This is a genomic window from Sulfurimonas marina, from assembly GCF_014905095.1.
Lineage (GTDB): Bacteria > Campylobacterota > Campylobacteria > Campylobacterales > Sulfurimonadaceae > Sulfurimonas > Sulfurimonas marina.
Genome location: NZ_CP041165.1, coordinates 83,189 through 100,543 on the forward strand (window position 1 = coordinate 83,189; position 17,355 = coordinate 100,543).

Here is a 17,355-nt window from a genome sequence, read left to right on the forward strand (position 1 = left end):
CTTATCTCCTATATGTTACACACTGTGTAAGTTGTTTTTCTTGTTCCCAGCCGAGCGTTTTTAATTCACTCTCTTCGTAAAACTTATCGACATAGCCGACACAAAGGTAGGCTATCAGTTTTGCATGTTTCGGGGCTTCAAGTGTTTGGAGTACCTTATTTTCATCCAAGATGCTCACCCATCCGATCCCGATATTTAGGCTTCTTGCAAGCAGCCACATATTTTGTACTGCACACACTACACTGTATTCACCCATCTGCTCCATGCTTGTCATCCCAAGCACATCTTCACCGTTTGGCTCGTAAAGTACGGCGATGTTGATTGGAGCTTCTTTTATTCCTTCCAGTTTTAGTTTTTGATAGAGCTCTCGTGAGGCAAACAGTGTTTTTGCTTTTTCATTTTCCCCGTCAAAATTCTCCAAGATCGTATCTTTTGTCTGCTCATCTTCGATAACTATAAACTTCCATGGTTGTGAATAACCGACCGATGGTGCCAAAAGGGCAGCTTCCAAAATAAGGGAGAGTTTTTCATCCTCCACTTTTTTGTCTATAAAGCGGTTGCCTCGAACATCGCGTCTTGCTTTCATAATCTCCAAAAGTTTTTGAGTGTCGTTTTCGCAAAATCTCATAGAAATCTTCTTTTAACAAGTTCGCCGTTTGGACGCAGCATTATATGCAGATAGGTTCCAAAAACATCACCTTTTTCCCAAGAGCCGATTTGCCCTTCACCCGCTTTGGTTTTAGAGAGTATTTCCGTGCCCTCTTTAGGATCTATGACATTGGTATAGTGAAACGAATGCCCTTTTGTATGCTCCTTATTGGCGTAATAATACCCCATACGCTGAAACCGCTTATGCAGTGTAAAATCAAGATCCAAAATCCCGCTCATTGCTTTTTCGTCAACTCGGTTTCCAAGATACAAAAGCCCTGCACACTCCGCATAGACCTTTTTTGTTTTGGCGTGCTCTATTAGGGAGTTTTTGAAGTTGTTGGAATCTTTTAGATTGGCATAGTTATGTTCACTCTCCACATAACCGCCCGGAATATATACAACATCTGCATCACTAGGAATCTGCTCATCTTTTGTAGCATTAACAAACACCACATCGCTAAAGAGCTCCTGTAAAAACTGTGCGTTGTCGTGGTAGAGAAACGAGAAGTTCTCATCGTTTACGATCGCTATTTTTTTCTCCACTTTTTCTAATGTTTCAAACGGGTAGTTTGGGGTAGTTTGGGGTGTGAAACTAGATGCGATCTGCTCAAGTTTAGTTAGATCGATATGCTCTAACACCTCGTTTGCGATCGTCTCTATTTTGTTAGTATCTTTTAGATCAAGTCCCAGATGGGTGTCAGCTAAGGTGTTTAGCCCTTTTTTGATCCACCCTAGAACTTCGATCTCATTAAAGTCACTCTCTATTTGTTTTTTAATCAGCTCATAATGGGACTCAGAGGAGAGCTTGTTAAGAACTACACCTTTGATCGTGTTATCCTCCTTATAAGTTGCAAGCCCTTTTAAAACCGCCGAGACGGTGATGTAGCTTGAACTTCCGTCTAAGAGTAAAATAGTAGGAATTTGCAAAAGTTTTGAGAGATCGTAAGCACTGCTCCCCTTATCCATCCCATCGTAAAAGCCCATTACCCCTTCGCAGATTGAGATTGCTTTATCGGAATAGTGGTTAAAAAGCCACTTTAACTGCTCATCATTCATCATAAACCTATCAAGGTTGATCGAAGGGGTTTTACAGATCGATTCATGAAACTGCGGATCGATAAAGTCAGGCCCTATTTTAAACGGACGGACCGAGTCTCTAAAATGGTGTAAAAGTGCTGTTGTTAGCACTGTCTTTCCCTGATTTGATGCGATAGCGCTTATACAAAGAGCGCCAAGGGCGCGAGGGCTTTCTGCCGAAGAAAACTCAGCGTTAGCGTAGTCTGAGGGGCTTTGCTCCTTGGACGTATATAAACAATGGTCTTTCAACTTCTTCTCCTTGAGACTAACAGATAGATAAAAAACGGGCCCCCTAAAAACGATGTTATAACACCTATGGGGATATCTGAAGAGGCCCCGAGGTTTCTCGCAATAAGATCACATAAAACCAAAAAGATACCGCTGTAAAAAAATGTCACTCCAAGGAGTTTATCGGCACTTTTTTTGTAGATAATTTTTAAGATGTGGGGGACGATCAGACCGACAAACCCGATAGGCCCGACTACACTCACGGTAACACCGATGGCGATAGAGACCACAAGAAGTAAGATCGAGCTTACTTTTTTGACCTCGATCCCCTTTAAAAAAGCGTTATCGTAAGAGGTGAGGAGGATCTGTATCTCTTTTTTGAATTTTACGGCAATTCCAAGAAGTATAAGTGATGCGATCACAACAGGCAGGGTGCTTTTTAGCCCGACGATATCCAAACTTCCCATGGTAAAACGGACAATTTCATAACTTTGAGTTTCATCACTGAGATAAAAAAGTATCATAAGTGCCGCAGAGTAAAAAAACGACAGTGCAATTCCTACGAGTAAAAGTGTCGAGATCTCATAGTTTTTCAGTCGTGAGGTGATCGCAAATAGGATCACGATTGTCATAATGGCACCAACAAATCCAAAGAGTGCCGCAAAGCTTACAAAACCAAAGACGATCGCAAAAGCGGTTCCGAGCGTAGCACCGCTGGCCACTCCTAACGTAAATGGGGTACTCATAGGATTTCTAAACAGAGATTGGAAGATCAAACCGCTCAGCCCCAGCAGTGCACCGCTGAAAAATGCGATGATAACACGCGGCAGGCGCAGATCGAAAAAGAGCATATGATCAACAGTGCTGAGTTCGTTGAGTTTATCAAAGTGAAGCTCGATCTGTCCGAAAAATGGTGCGAGGGCCAAAACAATTAAAGATAGGAGTATAAATAGCGTTTTCATAGATTCACCATAAAATAGCCTGCAACTGTTTTAAGGCTTGAGCCGAAAATGTTTTGGAGGTTTCCTTCCTCAAAAAAATCTTCATTCTTTCCGAAAAACGTAACAGCTCCATCTTCCATATAGAGGATTTTAAATCCAAGTTTATGCGCAATATTCAAGTCGTGCGTGATGATGATCTTTTGTTGTATATGATCGTTTTGTAAAAAGTGAAAAACCTGTTTGGTTTTTTTCGGATCGAGATTTGCCGTAGGTTCATCAAAGATCGTGATCTTAGCATTGTGTAAAAGCGCGCTGCACAACATTGTAAGTTGCGCTTCTCCGCTACTGAGATTTTTGCAACTTTTTTCCTGCAGATCTTCAAGCGCTAAAAGTTTGAGCGCTTGATCTACATTAAATTCCGAATAGAGACGACTCAGTTCAAGATACTCCCTCATAGAGATATATTCATCGAAAATATCGAGTTTCGCAGGGACGTAGTTAATAAGTTGTGCTCTTTGTTTGGCACTAAGACGAGAGAGCTTTTTAGAGAAAATCTCCACATCTTCAGAGGGGGTGAGTCCGCATAAAACTTTTGCAAGTGTAGATTTTCCTGCACCGTTGGAACCAAGGATAATAAGGTTCTCGCCATCTTCAAGGGAGAAGTTGATATTACGCAGAATATGGTTTGAAAAGCGGTTTACTTTGAGCATCTTACCACTCACTCTCTTTTGATTGTAACTCTTGTAACCCTTTTAACAGTGTAGCAGGGGCTGGGTGCATAAAATTATCGCCGTTAAGATAGACAATCGGTAATCTTTTTTGGGTTTCTAACACCTGACACGTTGTTGCTTTTGTGTAAGGGACAAACCCGAAAATAAAGTCTATTCTTTCCTCTTTTATAAACTGGTCAAGCTCTGTTTGTGTGAAGTGTCGTACTTTCTTCGCATTATCGGGAACAATGAATCCCACTTTAGAAAAGAGATCCCCAAGATAGGTGTTTTGCCCGTAAGAGTAAGTCTCTTTTGAACATGCCGAAAGCAGCAGAACACGTTTATTTTTCGGGTCTATCTCTTTTGCGATCTGCTGCCATTTTTCATTAAAAGTTTTTATCTTTGTTTTTGCATCCGGAACTTGTAACGCTTTTGCGATTGTTTTAAGATTGTTGTCAAGTTGTGCCATAGAATCGAAACTTTTTAAACGTAACGCTTGAGTCTTTTTTGGCGTAATTGTTTGCAATGTTTCCTGTGGAGTCCAGTCCGATGTGAAAAGAAAATCTGCGTGCAGTTTTTTGAGTGCTTGTTTGTCGGGGTCTATCACTTTTCCAGTTCTAGGAAGCTCTGTTTCCACCTGTGTATCGTAGATACTAGCACCCACTATGCACTCTTTCATTCCAAAAAAGTCAATAAGGTAAGTGATGTAAGGTGATTGTGAAATGATACTGCGATCAGAACACAGCTCTTTTGTGCGAAAATCTTCTAAAATGGTTTTAAAATCTTTGATGAAATAGACAAGGCGATCGCTTGGAATCCCCGCATATTTTTTATCTATAATGTAGATAGCATCTGTCTTTGCAACATTGATAGGAAGTGCTTTCCACGGATTTATAAGATCTTCTCTTGAAATAGAGCGCTCTTTCATAGAGTGAGCAAGTAAGATCACGATGTCCGGATTTGTCGCCACTATGTTTTCGGCATTTAAAATCGGCTGCCCTTTGCGTGAGCTTTGCAGGGCATTTGTATTGCCGCTTGCCACAATGATATCATCAAAGTAAAGGTTTTGTCCCGCTACGAAAACTCTTGAAGCTAACGATGTATTATGCCCGATAACAACTAACACTTTTTTGTTAGCAGTTATGTTTTTAAGGCTTTGAAGGGCTTCGTTTATATCCTGAATGATCTTATCTGCTTGCTCCTGCTTTTGAAGTAACGCTCCAAGTTCAACAATGGAGTGTTTGATATTTTGCAAAGTATCTATCTTTACAGTTTTTGTTTTGATTCCAAGTTGTTTCAGTTTTTGACCAAGCTTGTAGTTGTTTTTCTGCATAATCACAACAGTCGGATGCAGTGAAACAATCTTCTCTAAAGAGGGGGAAAAATATCCCCCCACCTTTGCCACTTTTTTTGACTGCTCTGGATATGTACAGTACTCGGTATTGCCTACCACCTCACCTCCGCTTCCAAGAGCGAAGATGATCTCGTTGATCGAAGGAGATAGTGCGATAATACGCTCAGCTCCAAAGAGGTTAAGGGTAAAAACAACCAATAGCACTGCAAATATTTTCAATCGTTTCATCCTCTTTAGTATCTATAACTTACACCGAGATATGTGCTTCTCTGGGCTGTTGCATACCCGTCAACCACTTGATAATCAGTATCTGCTATATTATCGACTTTGAAGTAAGTTGTAAAGTTTTTGTCTATTTTGTAATTTGCTACGAAATTTACCAGAGTATAGTAGCCTGTTTGTACCCCCTGGTTATTGTCTCTGTCAAAACGTGAACCGATATACTCCCCGTCAACTCCAAGTTGCAGTTTTTGCGTCGGATAGTATGCAAATGCAAATTTAATCGTATCCTGCGGTCTTCTTCTTAAAGCCTCTTTATCTTCGTTCTTTGCATCGAGGTAGGTATAACTGATATCTGCTAAGATCTCATCTGTAAGGTACTCTTTGTATCCAAGCTCAAAACCTTTGAGAATAGAAGTACCTTGAATGTTATTGTATTTACTGATCGTAAAATCATAGTCGATCATGTTTTTTACTCTGTTATAAAAGTAAGTCGCTTTAAACCCTTTGTACTCAATTGTCGCATCGAAAGATGTCGTATCTTCGGGTTTGAGGTTTTCATTTCCGTAGTATGAGTAGAGGTTGTAGAGAGTAGGAACATTATACGCTGAACCGATATTTGTAGAGAATGAGAGAGTTTTATATTTTTTAGAGTTGTATTTTACCCCCGCTTTTCCCGTTGTTTTATCATCAAACATATCGTAGTGATCGTAACGCAGCGCTTCAGTCAAGATAATTTCGCCACTGTCGATTTTAAAAATATTTGAGTTTGTGATCGTACCTGCCTGGTTTTTATACTTTTCATTTAGAGCATTTTCATGCTCAAACGTTTTATAATCAAATGCAATTAGTACAAAATCTTTCTCATCATAGCCGATTTTTGAATTTGCTCCATATTCATAGACACTCCCGTTATAGTGAGAAGTTGGATTGTCTGTCAGATATTGTCTGTTAAATATTGAACGTTTTGCATAGAGTTTAAACTCGTTAAAACTGTCAATATGATTGAAATTGATCTGTCCGAATGAATCGTGTGTTTCATCTTCACCGTATTTATTTGCTTCGATTGTATCGTTAGAATCGTAAGGATCGTACTCTGAATAGGCATCAATGCGAGTATAAGAGAAGTCAACTTTATTTGTCTCATTAATTTGAAAACCGAGCTTTAGATCAGATGTGATGTTCTTATAGCCGTCAGCTTCATAGTCATCTACATTTTCGCCCTTTGGTACTTTTGTTGAAAAACCGTCACTTGTAAGGAGCTGCGAAGCTGCTTTTACATAGTAAGTGTCAGTTTTGTAAGAGAGGTTCAGGGCGTGTTTTTGCGTGTTGTAGTTGCCGTATTCTACATCAGCACCTGCATGGAACCCTTTTTCTGCCGACTTTGTGATGATGTTGATAACACCCGCACTTGCATCAGCTCCCCAGATACCGGATTGTGCCCCTTTGATCACTTCGATTCTCTCAATATCGGAGATCATTAAATGTCCAAAAGGTGCACCGTCAAGTCCTGTTAAGTCGTTGTAACGGATTCCGTCTATTAAAACTAAAACTCTTTTAGAATCAAAACCTCTAAGATAAACAGAGGTTGCTTTTCCGAGTCCGCCGTTGCTTGAAAAATTGATCCCTGAGAGAGAGTTTAGCGCTTGTGTGACGGTTGTAAAACGGCGTTCTTCGATCTCTTCAGCTGTGATCACCTCAGTATTTGCCGTGACGTCATGAAGTTTTTGATCAGTATTGGCCACAGATGTAACTGTGATAGATTCTAGGTTTATATCTTGAGCGTTTAGTTGGCTTGTTAAAGCGATACATAGTAGTGATAGTTGTAGTTTTTTTTGCATAATAGTTCCATATTTAATTTAATTTATTTTATAAGGATTACACAGTAAAATCTGATTTATTTCCGGCTACACATTTTGCAAATGTGTGCTCGTCAATAAGATTTTCTGCGCCTAGAATGCAGGAGGAGAGGCGATTTGTACACGTAAGGGTTTCCCGTTTAGCGTACAAACAGAAGAAACAAGAGCAATGATCTTCAGCTGTGATATGTATGCTTGAATCGCTGCTAATGTAAAATAGTTTTTACCAAAGCCTTTAGGTCTATACATAGCTCCCTCCTCATTGTTTTTCGAATTATAACGAAAATCTTCGCTAAAATGTCATTATGAAATTATCGCACCTCAAGCAGATCGTAGAGTATCTCAAACAATTTAAAAAAATAGCAGCTATCCATCGTGTGAACGACACAATTATCAAGATCGCTTTTGACAGAGATGATGAGATCTATTTTAATATGACCCGTTCAAACTCCAGCATTTTTAAATGTAAAGAGTACCCTAGAAGTAAGGTTTATAACGCTCCTTTTGACGTTATCCTTGCAAAACGGTTTAACCGCTCAAACATTTTAGGTGTAGAACTACTTAATGATGACAAAATTATCCGTTTTAAAACATCGATTGCTTCAGCATATAAAGAAGAACTCACTTATCTGCAGCTAGAATTTACAGGAAAATACACCAATATCATCGTTTTAGATGAGAATAATATTGTTTTAGAGGCACTGCGACATATTGACCTTTTCTCATCATTCCGTGAAGTAAGAGTGGGGCAAAAACTTCTAGATATTCCACAGGCACCGTTTATTGCAAAAGAGTATCCGATTGAGGATGTAGAGAGCTTTTTATATGGAGTGTACAATAAAGAACAAGAGCAAAAATTAGCATCTTTGAAAAAACAAAAGATCAGCTCTTTAGAGAAAAAACTCAAAAAACTTGAAAAGCTTTATAAAAAACTTGACTCTGAAGAACTTTTGCAGGCTCAGGCAAGTGAGTTTGAACATCTGGGGAACTTGGTTCTTGCCAATGCGCAAAACATCAAGCCTTATGTGAAAAAACTAGAGCTTAACGATTATGACGGAAGTGTCAAAGAGGTAGTTTTAGAGAAGCAGTATCCAAATGCATTTTTAATCAGCGAATCGTTCTTTACAAAGAGTAAAAAAGCGAAGCAAAGAGCAAGACATCTTCACATTGAAGAGGAGTCTTTAAGAAGCAAGATAGAGCATACAAAACTCTTTATCAATACCGTTGCCGAAGCAAAAGATACGGCAAAAATAGAGTTGCTCTTTCCAAAACAGATACAAAACAAAAAGATAAAAAAAGATGAATCTATCGAGACTTTTTGGATCGAGGGTTATAAAGTGCAGTTGGGGAAAAATGAAAAGGGTAATATCAAGCTGTTAGAGAGTGCTAAAGCAAAAGATATCTGGCTCCATTTAAAAGAGAGACCTTCAACTCATGTTATAATAACTACAGATAAACAAAGTCTTCCTGAGCGGATCATTAAATCGGCGGCAAGATTATGCGTAGATTTCTCAACCGCTTCAAAAGATAAGTTTTTGGTCGATTATACTCCTCGTAGGGAAGTAAACATCCAAAAGGGGGCAAATGTTCTCTACAATAAGTATAAAACGGTAGAGATAGATACTCGAGAATAATGATTATACTGAGAATTTTATTCTTTTCCGGCTACACATTCTTAAAATATGTGTTCGTCAAAGAGATTCTCAGCAGGAAAGGAGACCTTTCACATGGCAGTTGGACCGATAGGAAACGCAATCTTTGTCAATCAGATGACACCGGCAGCGACTACTGTGCAAAATGCACACAATAATCGTGTGGACTTTCAAAATATGATTGCCCAGTCTCAAGTACAAGATAAAGAAAAAGAGGTACTTGAAGTACGTCCTACAGAAGAGAATCAAGCAGTTGATCCCGATCGCGAACATACAAAAGAGGAAGCGGATCAACAAAATAAAAGAAGTGAAAAACGTCTAATAGAGGATGAGGAAGAGGAAGAAACATCACCACCTCCAATCCATAAATTAGATATTAAAGTGTGATAGGATATAATCAGTCATATTTTTTATAGGATATCTTTTATGGTAAGTATATTTGAAGAGCATAGAGAACGTATAGTAACCGGTTTAGCCCTTTTAGCAGCAGTATTGCTCATAGGGTTTATAGATAACTTTTTCTTAATGTGGCTAGTTCTTGGTGGTGTCTATATTCTAGCATTTAACGAAGCGATCAAGCTTTTTGGTGTTGAAAAAGATGGTTTGCTAATTTATGCAATAGGTATCTGGTTAGTTGCAGGTGTATATCCGTACGGGGATGACCTTTTTGTTTTAGCCGGTGTAGCATATGCAGGAGCTGTAGCATACAATAAAGAGCTTCCATGGAAAGACTTCTTACCGTTTATCTATCCAACTGCAGGGATGCTTTTTATACTTACTATGTATCAAGAGTACGGTGTTCTTGCACTCCTTTGGCTTTTAGCAGTTGTAGCTCTTACTGATGTAGGTGCATATGCAGTGGGTAAAAGTATCGGTCATACACAGTTTTGTGAAACATCTCCAAACAAAACGATGGAAGGTGTAGTAGGCGGCATAACGGTTGCTACTTTCGGCGGGCTTTTCTTCGGTTTAACTATTGTTGATTTTACGGTAGCGTTTTTTATCTCATTTTTTGTAGCAGTATCTTCTATCTTCGGAGATCTTTTTGAATCTTCTTTAAAACGTGCAGCAGGCGTAAAAGACAGCGGAGATATATTACCGGGTCACGGCGGAGTACTTGACAGAATAGACGGTTACCTTTTCGGTGCAATCGTGATGTTGGTATTACTGCGCGGCTTAGTATAGTAGATGGTACTTTTAGGCTCAACAGGCTCGATAGGGGTTAATGCCCTCATTGTTGCTAAAAAGTTTGGTATCGAAGTTGAGGTACTAGTTTGCGGCAATAACATACAACTTCTTAACGAGCAGATACAAGAGCATAACCCTAAAGTGGTAGTTGTTGGGAATCAAGATGCAGTTAAAGATGTTAGGCATTCGAATGTTCTTTGGGGTGAAGATGCCATCTTAGAGGTGATCGAAGCTTCAAAAAGTGAATTGGTAGTCAATGCCCTTGTAGGTTTTTTAGGGCTGCGTCCAACGTTAAAAGCATTAGAATGCGGGAAAAAAGTTGCATTAGCAAACAAGGAATCTCTTGTTGCGGGTGGAGCTTTTATAGATACTGCGAAAATTCAACCGATTGACAGTGAACATTTCGGGCTTTGGTATCTGTTGCAGGATAGAGCTGTAGAGAAGATGACTATTACGGCAAGCGGCGGAGCTTTTCGTGACTGGGTGATCGAAGATATTCACAATGCTACTTTAGAAGATACACAAAGACATCCAAACTGGTCTATGGGACAGAAAATCACGATCGACAGTGCTACAATGGTGAACAAGATGTTTGAACTTCTTGAAGCAAGATGGCTCTTTGGTGAAGGGCAATATGATGCAATCATTGAAACAAAGTCGCTTATCCATGCATTAATAGACTATAAAGACGGCTCAACCACTGCACACTTTGCAAATGCTTCTATGCAATTGCCGATAGCGTATGCGTTAAACAAGAACTGCAATGAGAAGATCTTGGACCATGTTAATCTTCTTGAAGTGGGAAGTTTAGAGTTTAGAAAGATTACACCTGAGCGTTATCCTGTTTGGGAGATAAAAGAGGATCTGCTGAAAAATCCGGAATACGGTGTAGTAGTAAATGCTGCAAACGAAGCATCAATCGAGCGTTTTATTGCTAAAGAGATATGTTTTACCGATATTAGTAAAAATATTATCAAAGCATATAATCACTTTAAAGTAAAACCGAAAAGTATTGAAGATGTATTTGCTTTAGATAAAGAAGTTCGAGCGTTTATCCACGCTAATTGTTAGGGAAAAAGAGATGATTTTAAGTATAGAAAGCAGTTGTGACGACAGTGCTATAGCGATCACTGAGATCGAAACAGGGAAACTGGTTTTTCATAAAAAGATCAGCCAAGAGATAGAACACAGTGTCTACGGCGGAGTAGTTCCTGAACTAGCAGCGCGTCTACATGCCGAGACACTGCCGAAAATTTTGGAGCAAACAAAGCCGTACTTTTCACAACTTAAAGCTGTAGCCGTAACATCTTCACCCGGACTTGCAGTTACTTTGATCGAGGGTGTGACGATGGCAAAAGCTATCTCGATCGCACTTGGTATTCCAATCATTGGAGTAAATCATCTTGTGGGGCATATCTACTCGTTATTTATAGAGAAAGAGACAACTTTTCCTTTAACTGTTTTACTTGTTTCAGGCGGACATACGCAAGTGATGGAAGTAAAAAGTCTGACTGATATCAAGACTGTCGCAAAATCTATGGATGACAGTTTCGGTGAGAGTTTTGACAAAGTCGCAAAAATGATGGGACTGGGCTATCCTGGAGGGCCGCTTATTCAAGAGTTGGCAAAAGATGGTGATAGACTAAAGTACAACTTTACGGTACCGCTTCATCAATCTCCTCTTATCGCTTTTAGTTACTCGGGACTCAAAAATGCAGTAAGACTTGCAGTGGAAGAAGCCGGGGAAAATAAAGAACTTTATAAGGATATTGCAGCATCTTTTGAGCATATTGCAACAAAACATCTGACTATGAAGCTCAAAAAATATTTTAAAACAAACCCTCCTCAAAGGTTGGCAATAGTTGGAGGGGCTAGTGCAAATTTATACCTTCGTTCCCAAATTGAAGAGCTTTTAAAACCGTATAATGCAGAGTTGCTTTTAAGTGAACTTCAATATTGTTCAGATAATGCGGCAATGATCGGAAGAGTTGCACTTGATATGTATAAGCAAGGGGATTTTTCAGAACTAAAAGAGTTAAATATTTCTCCAAAGAGTCAATTATAGTGAATCTGTTACAATTCTTTTCAAAAAACAGATATATGTTCTTAGTAGCACTAAGTTTCTTCTTTCTATTAGAGATAGTAATTATTTCAACCGTGAAATATTTAGAAAATATCGACAAGTCACACTTTTTGGAAAATAAGGCAAAAGAACTTAATGTTCAAATGCAGATGGGGAAACACTATCTCAACGAGATGGCAGAAGTACTTTACGATACGATGCTAAATGATCCGAAAATTTCAGAGATTATGTACCAGGCTACCCAAACGACAGACCTTCAAAAAGAGGCCTTATTAAGGGCAGAACTTTATAAAACACTTCAAGAAAAATACAAATATATGAAAAAGCTTGGTGTTAGACAACTCCATTTTCATGTACCGGGAGCTGTTAGCTTTTTACGATTTCACAGAGTTGAAAAATTTGGAGATTCTTTGGCAGCTGTAAGAGAATCTCTTATGTATGTGAACAAATATAAAGAACCTATAGAGTGTTTTGAAGAGGGGAGGATCTTTAACGGTTTCCGTCATGTCTATCCGCTCTTTTATAACAAAGAATTTGTCGGCAGTGTAGAGATCTCTTACTCTTTTAAAGCATTTTTAGATCATATGTTGGAGATAAACCCAAATGCCTCTTATATTTTTCTGATGAATAATGAAGTTATTGACACTAAAGTATTTGATGATGAAAAAAGCAACTATATGAAAAGTGATTTTGATAGTTACAGCATAGATAAAAATACATTGAGTAACAGTATGGGTATCTCTTTAGATGAGATCTTTACCATTAATAAAAAGATAAAAAAACATATTTTGAAAAATCTTGAAAATCAAGAAGACTTTACGGTTGATACATTTATAGGTCAATCGCAAAATAAAAGTATTATAGTAAGTTTTATAGGGATTAAAAACTTTGAAGAGAAAAAAGTAGCATATATGATTGGCTACAGTTACAGTATGACAATGGATATATTTAACAAAAGAGCTACACAAATGGCATTGATTTTAACTTTTGTCAATTTTGTTTTAACTCTTTTGCTGATTATACTTTTTAGAAAAGAGAAACTAAAAGCGCAACGTGCTTCAGAAGAAGCGATTCGCGATCCGCTTACAGGGGTACTCAACAGAAGAGGTTTTAATAATATTTTAGACTATAAGATATCGATCTCAAGAAGATATGACTCAGATATGAGTGTAATGTTTTTTGATATTGATCATTTCAAAGATGTAAACGATAATTACGGGCATGATGTTGGAGATACTATCTTACAAGAGTTAAGTAATGTAATCAAAGCATGTATACGAGAGAGTGATATATTTGCAAGATGGGGTGGTGAAGAGTTTATTATTGTACTGCCGCAAACATCTATGAAAGACGCTGTAGTGTTGGCTGAGAAATTACAAAAAGAGATTAAAAAATATAATTTTACAAAAGTTGAAACACTTACATGTAGTTTCGGTGTTACACAATTACAAGATGATGAATCGTCAGATGAATTGCTAAAACGTGTAGATGAACTTTTATATCTTGCCAAAACCACGGGAAGAGACAGAGTTATTAGTGATACGGAAAGAAGCACTAACCTTAAATATAGCTTATGAAGAACTATTCTATTTTTTAATAAGAGTAAAATTATCCTATATAAAATATACTTCTCATACAAAACGCAAAGAGCGTGAAAAATTAAAAGAATAAGGGGTCGTAATGGCAACTACAAAATTTAAAGGTACAGACGTAGAGTTATTAGGTAATCAAGTAAATGTTGGAGATAAAGCTCCAGAGGTAACAGTTGTTAATTCAGATGGTTTAGGTGATGTTGTAGTTGGTGGTGCACAAGGTGTAAAACAACTTATCATCGTTGTTCCTTCATTAGATACTGGTGTATGTGCTACTGAAACTCGTAACTTCAATGCAAAAGCTGCTGATTTAGAAGGTGTTAAAACTACTGTTGTTTCTATGGACCTTCCATTTGCTGCTGGTAGATTCTGTTCAGCTGAAGGTATCGACAAATTAACTGTTGCTTCTGACTTCAGAAACAAAGATTTCGCTAACGCTTACGGAGTACTTTTAGGTGGTTCTGTATTAGCTGGTGTAACTTGTCGTGCTATCTTCGTTGTTGATGAAAACGGTGTTGTAACTTACAAAGAAATCGTTCCAGAAATTACTGAAGAACCAGCATACGATGCAGCTTTAGAAGCAGCACAAAAATAATTTTCTTTTATTAGAAATTCCCTCCTATTTGGGGTCTTTTTTAAAGACCCCTTTTCCCATCTAAATTTTAAAATTAAGCAATCCAGTTTTAAACTCTGATATAATAGTGACAAATTTTTAAAAGGTTTGTTATGAAAAAAATCATATCTACTTTAGCGATGGTATCTACTTTGGCTACTGTTGCAAGTGCAGATTTTACTAGAGTTGAAATGGGTGTAGGTGTTTGGAGTCAAGAGCCTACTGGAAACATTACATATAAAGATGGTGCTACAACAGGTTCATATGCAAGTGATGAAACAAAAAAAACATCAGCTTATGCATGGATGCTTATAAAACATCCTATTCCGGTAGTTCCAAATTTAAGACTTGAGTATGCAAGTGTTGAAGATAAAGGTAGTGTAGATGGAACTTTCAAGGACTTTACTGCTAGTAGTGTTACAACAGGTTCATTTAAAGTAGATCAATATGATGTAATCCCGTACTATAATATCCTTGACAATACTGCTTGGATCACATTAGATTTAGGGTTAGATATTAAAGTATTAGACTCTTCATTTAAAGCTGAAGGTGTAAATGTAAATGGTGTTGTGGGACTTAGTGATTATGAAGATAGTACATTATTAGCAGTACCGATGGGATATGCAAGAGCACGCGTAGAGATTCCTGCTACAGATATCGGTATAGAATCAGATATAAAATATATCACGTACAGCGGTTCAACTTTATCTGATTTTAGAGTAAAAGTTGATTATACTTTTGATATCACTCCTGTTGTACAACCTGCTATAGAAGTTGGTTATAGAACACAAAGTTATGTAATAGAAACAGATGATGACAAAACAAAAGTAGATATGAAGTTTTCTGGCGTTTACGGTGGTTTAATGCTACGCTTCTAATTTTTAGAGTATCTTTTTCCCAAGATACTCTTGATCGAGGATTATTATTTCACATTCAAGTGAGATATCAAACTCCTCTTTTACCCTTTTTTGTGCCTCTTTTATTAGGTGTATTGCATCTTCAAATTTTCCATCACCATAGTTTACTAAGAAGTTAGCATGTTCATCACTAAATGCCATATCTCCTACACGTACACCTTTTAGTCCTACCGCTTCGATCAGTCGCCCTGCATAATCACCTTGGGGATTTTTGAAACAGCTTCCTGCTGAAGGGGTAGAGGGTTGGTTTGAACGCATCTTTTTAAACATCTCTACTTTCTTTTCATCAAAACCGTATTTAAGTTCAAAAGTTGCCTCTAAAATAGGTTCATTAATATTTGTATTTCTGTAGCCATATTTGATCTCATCTTTTGTTTTCACTCCGTTAGGTGTAGTGATATCAATTAGATAGTTAAAGATCTCATACTCCTTAAGACCTGCATTCATATAAACAAGACCTCCGAGTTTCCCGGGAAGATGTGAAACAAATTCAAAGTTGGCAATATTGTTTTTTTTGCAATATGAAGCAATTTTCCCCGATGGAGTAGCACCACCTATTTTTAGAGTATTGTCCTCAATCTTTATATAATCAAAATCTTTGCCAAGAATCATAAGTGGGGGAGGATTATTGCCGACAAGTGTGTTGTTGCACGAGCCGATAAGGTAAAAATCTTTATAAGAGCTATCCCCTTTTTCAAAAACAGCAACATCAAACGAGCTGCCTATTTTAAAAGAGGAATAGTTTTTAAAGTTTATAGTTTTGTGTTGCATTACTCTACAAAGTTAGGGATGAGATTAAAAACGTGTAAAGAGAAGTCACGCATCTCATTGATCATCCAAGGCATAGTTAAAACGATGATAATAACAACACCGAGAATTTTAGGAATAAAAGAGAGTGTCATCTCATTGATCTGCGTTGTTGCTTGAAAAATGGAAACTATAAGCCCGAGAAGCATACCTACAAGTAGAGCAGGGAGTGCCAAAATAAGTGCAATTTTAAAAGTTTCAACACCGAGGGCTATGAGTTTTGCTTCCATTTTATGAGTACCTTAACTCTTTATATTCCGTAGGGATAAGATAATCTTCTACTTTCACTAGTTTATCATAAAAACCGTGTTTATAACCGATTTCAAAAAGTTTATTGATCGCTTTGTACTGAACCTCGCTCAAACTTACACTTTCATCATTTGCATAAAGTTCAAGATACTGATCAAGTGTCGGAGCATCTATTCTTACAAGATCACGCTCTAACAACATTTTTGAGAGCTTGTCTTTGTGTTTACGCGCTACATCAACCGCTTTTGTAAGTGTTGCTTCGTATTCGATTGCTTTATTTAGAGGGATTGAACGGCGAATAGCCATCCCTCCAAGAGGTAGTGGTAAATCACCCCCTGAGAGTTCCTGCCAAATATCCCACATCTCACGTTCAACTTCTAACTCTGCATCATATGTAAGAATAGACTCGTGAATAAGTACACCTGCATCAACTTTTCCATCAAGGACTGCTTGTTCTATCTCTAAAAAGTTCATATATGTGATGCGGGCATCAGGATAGGCGATACGAAACAGCATTGCATTTGTAGTATGTTTTCCGCTCAGTGCTACTTTGAAATTTCGTTTGAGTTTTGTCCCTTTTTTCTTAATAATTTTAGGACCGTACCCCTCTCCAAAGCTTACAGCAGTACGAAGCGGTGCGTACTCCTCTGAGATATGTGGATAGAGTGCGAAGCTTATAGCTACTATGTCATATACGCCGCTTAAAGCATCCTCATTAAGAGTTTGAATATCTTTTGCAATATTGTCAAAATGAGTATCTTTCATATCTATCCAGCCAAATTTTATGGCGTAGTACATAAAGATATCGTCGGCGTCAGGTGAATGTGCTATAAGTGTTTTTTTCATAAAAAAGATTTTAGCCCAATCAGACTAAAAAAGCACTTACGTTAAACTATTTCGTACAATATATTTTGGCTCTTTTTTTATACGATTCCAATGTAGTTTTTGCATATGCATCATCACGCATTTTCTCTTTATAAACCTTTATCTTCTCTTGGAACACTTTACATAATGCTGCATCGTATTTTGGGTTTTTTGTCTCTGAAGCTAAGAGAACAAGCGGGGCAAGAACTAGAAGAGCAACTAAGTATTTTTTTATAATGAGTCCTTTGATGAAAATATACCTCAATAGTACATCAAATAAAAAGATAAGTCAAATTAATAATAATTATCATAAAAAATATTATTTTAAAAATATGACAATTTGCCATATTA

Annotated in this window: 19 protein-coding genes; 8 read left to right on the forward strand and 11 right to left on the reverse strand. The window is 37.7% G+C overall.

The window, feature by feature from the left end; genetic code table 11:
• Window position 1: 1 nt before the first annotated feature.
• The 7 genes from bluB to FJR03_RS00475 form a co-directional block, all read right to left on the reverse strand.
• Window positions 2-628 (reverse strand): 5,6-dimethylbenzimidazole synthase, encoded by a 627-nt coding sequence (gene bluB / locus FJR03_RS00445; RefSeq protein WP_193113719.1) that lies wholly within the window; start codon window positions 626-628, stop codon window positions 2-4.
• Window positions 625-1,872 carry a cobyrinic acid a,c-diamide synthase CobB gene (locus FJR03_RS00450; protein ID WP_226962210.1) on the reverse strand — a complete coding sequence of 416 codons (1,248 nt, stop codon included), beginning with the start codon at window positions 1,870-1,872 and terminating at the stop codon, window positions 625-627. The genes bluB and FJR03_RS00450 overlap by 4 nt, the downstream gene beginning before the upstream one ends.
• Before the next feature lie 101 nt (window positions 1,873-1,973).
• Window positions 1,974-2,918, reverse strand: coding sequence for a FecCD family ABC transporter permease (locus FJR03_RS00455; RefSeq protein WP_193113721.1), 945 nt, complete (start codon window positions 2,916-2,918; stop codon window positions 1,974-1,976).
• Complete coding sequence (locus FJR03_RS00460) at window positions 2,915-3,619, reverse strand: ABC transporter ATP-binding protein (protein ID WP_226962138.1); 705 nt, start codon at window positions 3,617-3,619, stop codon at window positions 2,915-2,917. The genes FJR03_RS00455 and FJR03_RS00460 overlap by 4 nt, the downstream gene beginning before the upstream one ends.
• A complete protein-coding gene (locus FJR03_RS00465) occupies window positions 3,609-5,180 on the reverse strand; it encodes an ABC transporter substrate-binding protein (RefSeq protein WP_226962139.1) in 1,572 nt (523 codons plus the stop codon). The genes FJR03_RS00460 and FJR03_RS00465 overlap by 11 nt, the downstream gene beginning before the upstream one ends.
• Before the next feature lie 14 nt (window positions 5,181-5,194).
• Window positions 5,195-7,021 carry a TonB-dependent receptor plug domain-containing protein gene (locus FJR03_RS00470; RefSeq protein WP_193113723.1) on the reverse strand — a complete coding sequence of 609 codons (1,827 nt, stop codon included), beginning with the start codon at window positions 7,019-7,021 and terminating at the stop codon, window positions 5,195-5,197.
• A gap of 111 nt (window positions 7,022-7,132) precedes the next feature.
• Complete coding sequence (locus tag FJR03_RS00475; RefSeq protein WP_193113724.1) at window positions 7,133-7,288, reverse strand: hypothetical protein; 156 nt, start codon at window positions 7,286-7,288, stop codon at window positions 7,133-7,135.
• Between the two features lie 56 nt (window positions 7,289-7,344).
• Between FJR03_RS00475 and FJR03_RS00480 the strand changes: the two genes are divergently transcribed.
• The 8 genes from FJR03_RS00480 (at window position 7,345) to FJR03_RS00515 (ending at window position 15,045) form a co-directional block, all read left to right on the forward strand.
• Window positions 7,345-8,673 (forward strand): NFACT RNA binding domain-containing protein, encoded by a 1,329-nt coding sequence (locus tag FJR03_RS00480; RefSeq protein ID WP_193113725.1) that lies wholly within the window; start codon window positions 7,345-7,347, stop codon window positions 8,671-8,673.
• A gap of 93 nt (window positions 8,674-8,766) precedes the next feature.
• The gene (locus tag FJR03_RS00485; protein ID WP_193113726.1) at window positions 8,767-9,078 is read left to right on the forward strand and encodes a hypothetical protein; all 312 of its coding nucleotides are present in this window, start codon (window positions 8,767-8,769) and stop codon (window positions 9,076-9,078) included.
• Window positions 9,079-9,117: 39 nt separating this feature from the next.
• On the forward strand, window positions 9,118-9,876 hold the full coding sequence (locus FJR03_RS00490; protein ID WP_193113727.1) for a phosphatidate cytidylyltransferase: 759 nt from the start codon (window positions 9,118-9,120) through the stop codon (window positions 9,874-9,876).
• A 3-nt stretch (window positions 9,877-9,879) separates the two neighbouring features.
• Window positions 9,880-10,950: a 1-deoxy-D-xylulose-5-phosphate reductoisomerase gene (gene dxr / locus FJR03_RS00495; protein WP_193113728.1), complete on the forward strand. Its 1,071-nt coding sequence runs from the start codon at window positions 9,880-9,882 to the stop codon at window positions 10,948-10,950.
• A gap of 10 nt (window positions 10,951-10,960) precedes the next feature.
• The gene (gene tsaD, locus FJR03_RS00500) at window positions 10,961-11,944 is read left to right on the forward strand and encodes a tRNA (adenosine(37)-N6)-threonylcarbamoyltransferase complex transferase subunit TsaD (protein WP_193113729.1); all 984 of its coding nucleotides are present in this window, start codon (window positions 10,961-10,963) and stop codon (window positions 11,942-11,944) included.
• The gene (locus tag FJR03_RS00505) at window positions 11,944-13,539 is read left to right on the forward strand and encodes a sensor domain-containing diguanylate cyclase (RefSeq protein ID WP_193113730.1); all 1,596 of its coding nucleotides are present in this window, start codon (window positions 11,944-11,946) and stop codon (window positions 13,537-13,539) included. Before tsaD ends, FJR03_RS00505 begins: the two co-directional genes overlap by 1 nt.
• Before the next feature lie 103 nt (window positions 13,540-13,642).
• Complete coding sequence (gene tpx, locus FJR03_RS00510) at window positions 13,643-14,149, forward strand: thiol peroxidase (RefSeq protein WP_193113731.1); 507 nt, start codon at window positions 13,643-13,645, stop codon at window positions 14,147-14,149.
• 131 nt (window positions 14,150-14,280) lie between these two features.
• The gene (locus tag FJR03_RS00515; protein WP_193113732.1) at window positions 14,281-15,045 is read left to right on the forward strand and encodes a TIGR04219 family outer membrane beta-barrel protein; all 765 of its coding nucleotides are present in this window, start codon (window positions 14,281-14,283) and stop codon (window positions 15,043-15,045) included.
• 3 nt (window positions 15,046-15,048) lie between these two features.
• Here the strand turns inward: FJR03_RS00515 and FJR03_RS00520 are convergent, their stop codons facing one another.
• The 4 genes from FJR03_RS00520 to FJR03_RS00535 are packed head-to-tail and all read right to left on the reverse strand — an operon-like array spanning window position 15,049 to window position 17,269.
• Complete coding sequence (locus FJR03_RS00520) at window positions 15,049-15,855, reverse strand: UDP-N-acetylmuramate dehydrogenase (RefSeq protein WP_193113733.1); 807 nt, start codon at window positions 15,853-15,855, stop codon at window positions 15,049-15,051.
• Window positions 15,855-16,121: a flagellar biosynthesis protein FliQ gene (gene fliQ / locus FJR03_RS00525; protein ID WP_193113734.1), complete on the reverse strand. Its 267-nt coding sequence runs from the start codon at window positions 16,119-16,121 to the stop codon at window positions 15,855-15,857. The genes FJR03_RS00520 and fliQ overlap by 1 nt, the downstream gene beginning before the upstream one ends.
• 1 nt (window position 16,122) lies before the next feature.
• Window positions 16,123-16,986: a menaquinone biosynthesis family protein gene (locus FJR03_RS00530; protein ID WP_193113735.1), complete on the reverse strand. Its 864-nt coding sequence runs from the start codon at window positions 16,984-16,986 to the stop codon at window positions 16,123-16,125.
• Window positions 16,987-17,032: 46 nt separating this feature from the next.
• Window positions 17,033-17,269, reverse strand: a complete 237-nt coding sequence (locus tag FJR03_RS00535) for a hypothetical protein (protein WP_193113736.1) — start codon at window positions 17,267-17,269, stop codon at window positions 17,033-17,035.
• Between the last annotated feature and the right edge of the window lie 86 nt (window positions 17,270-17,355).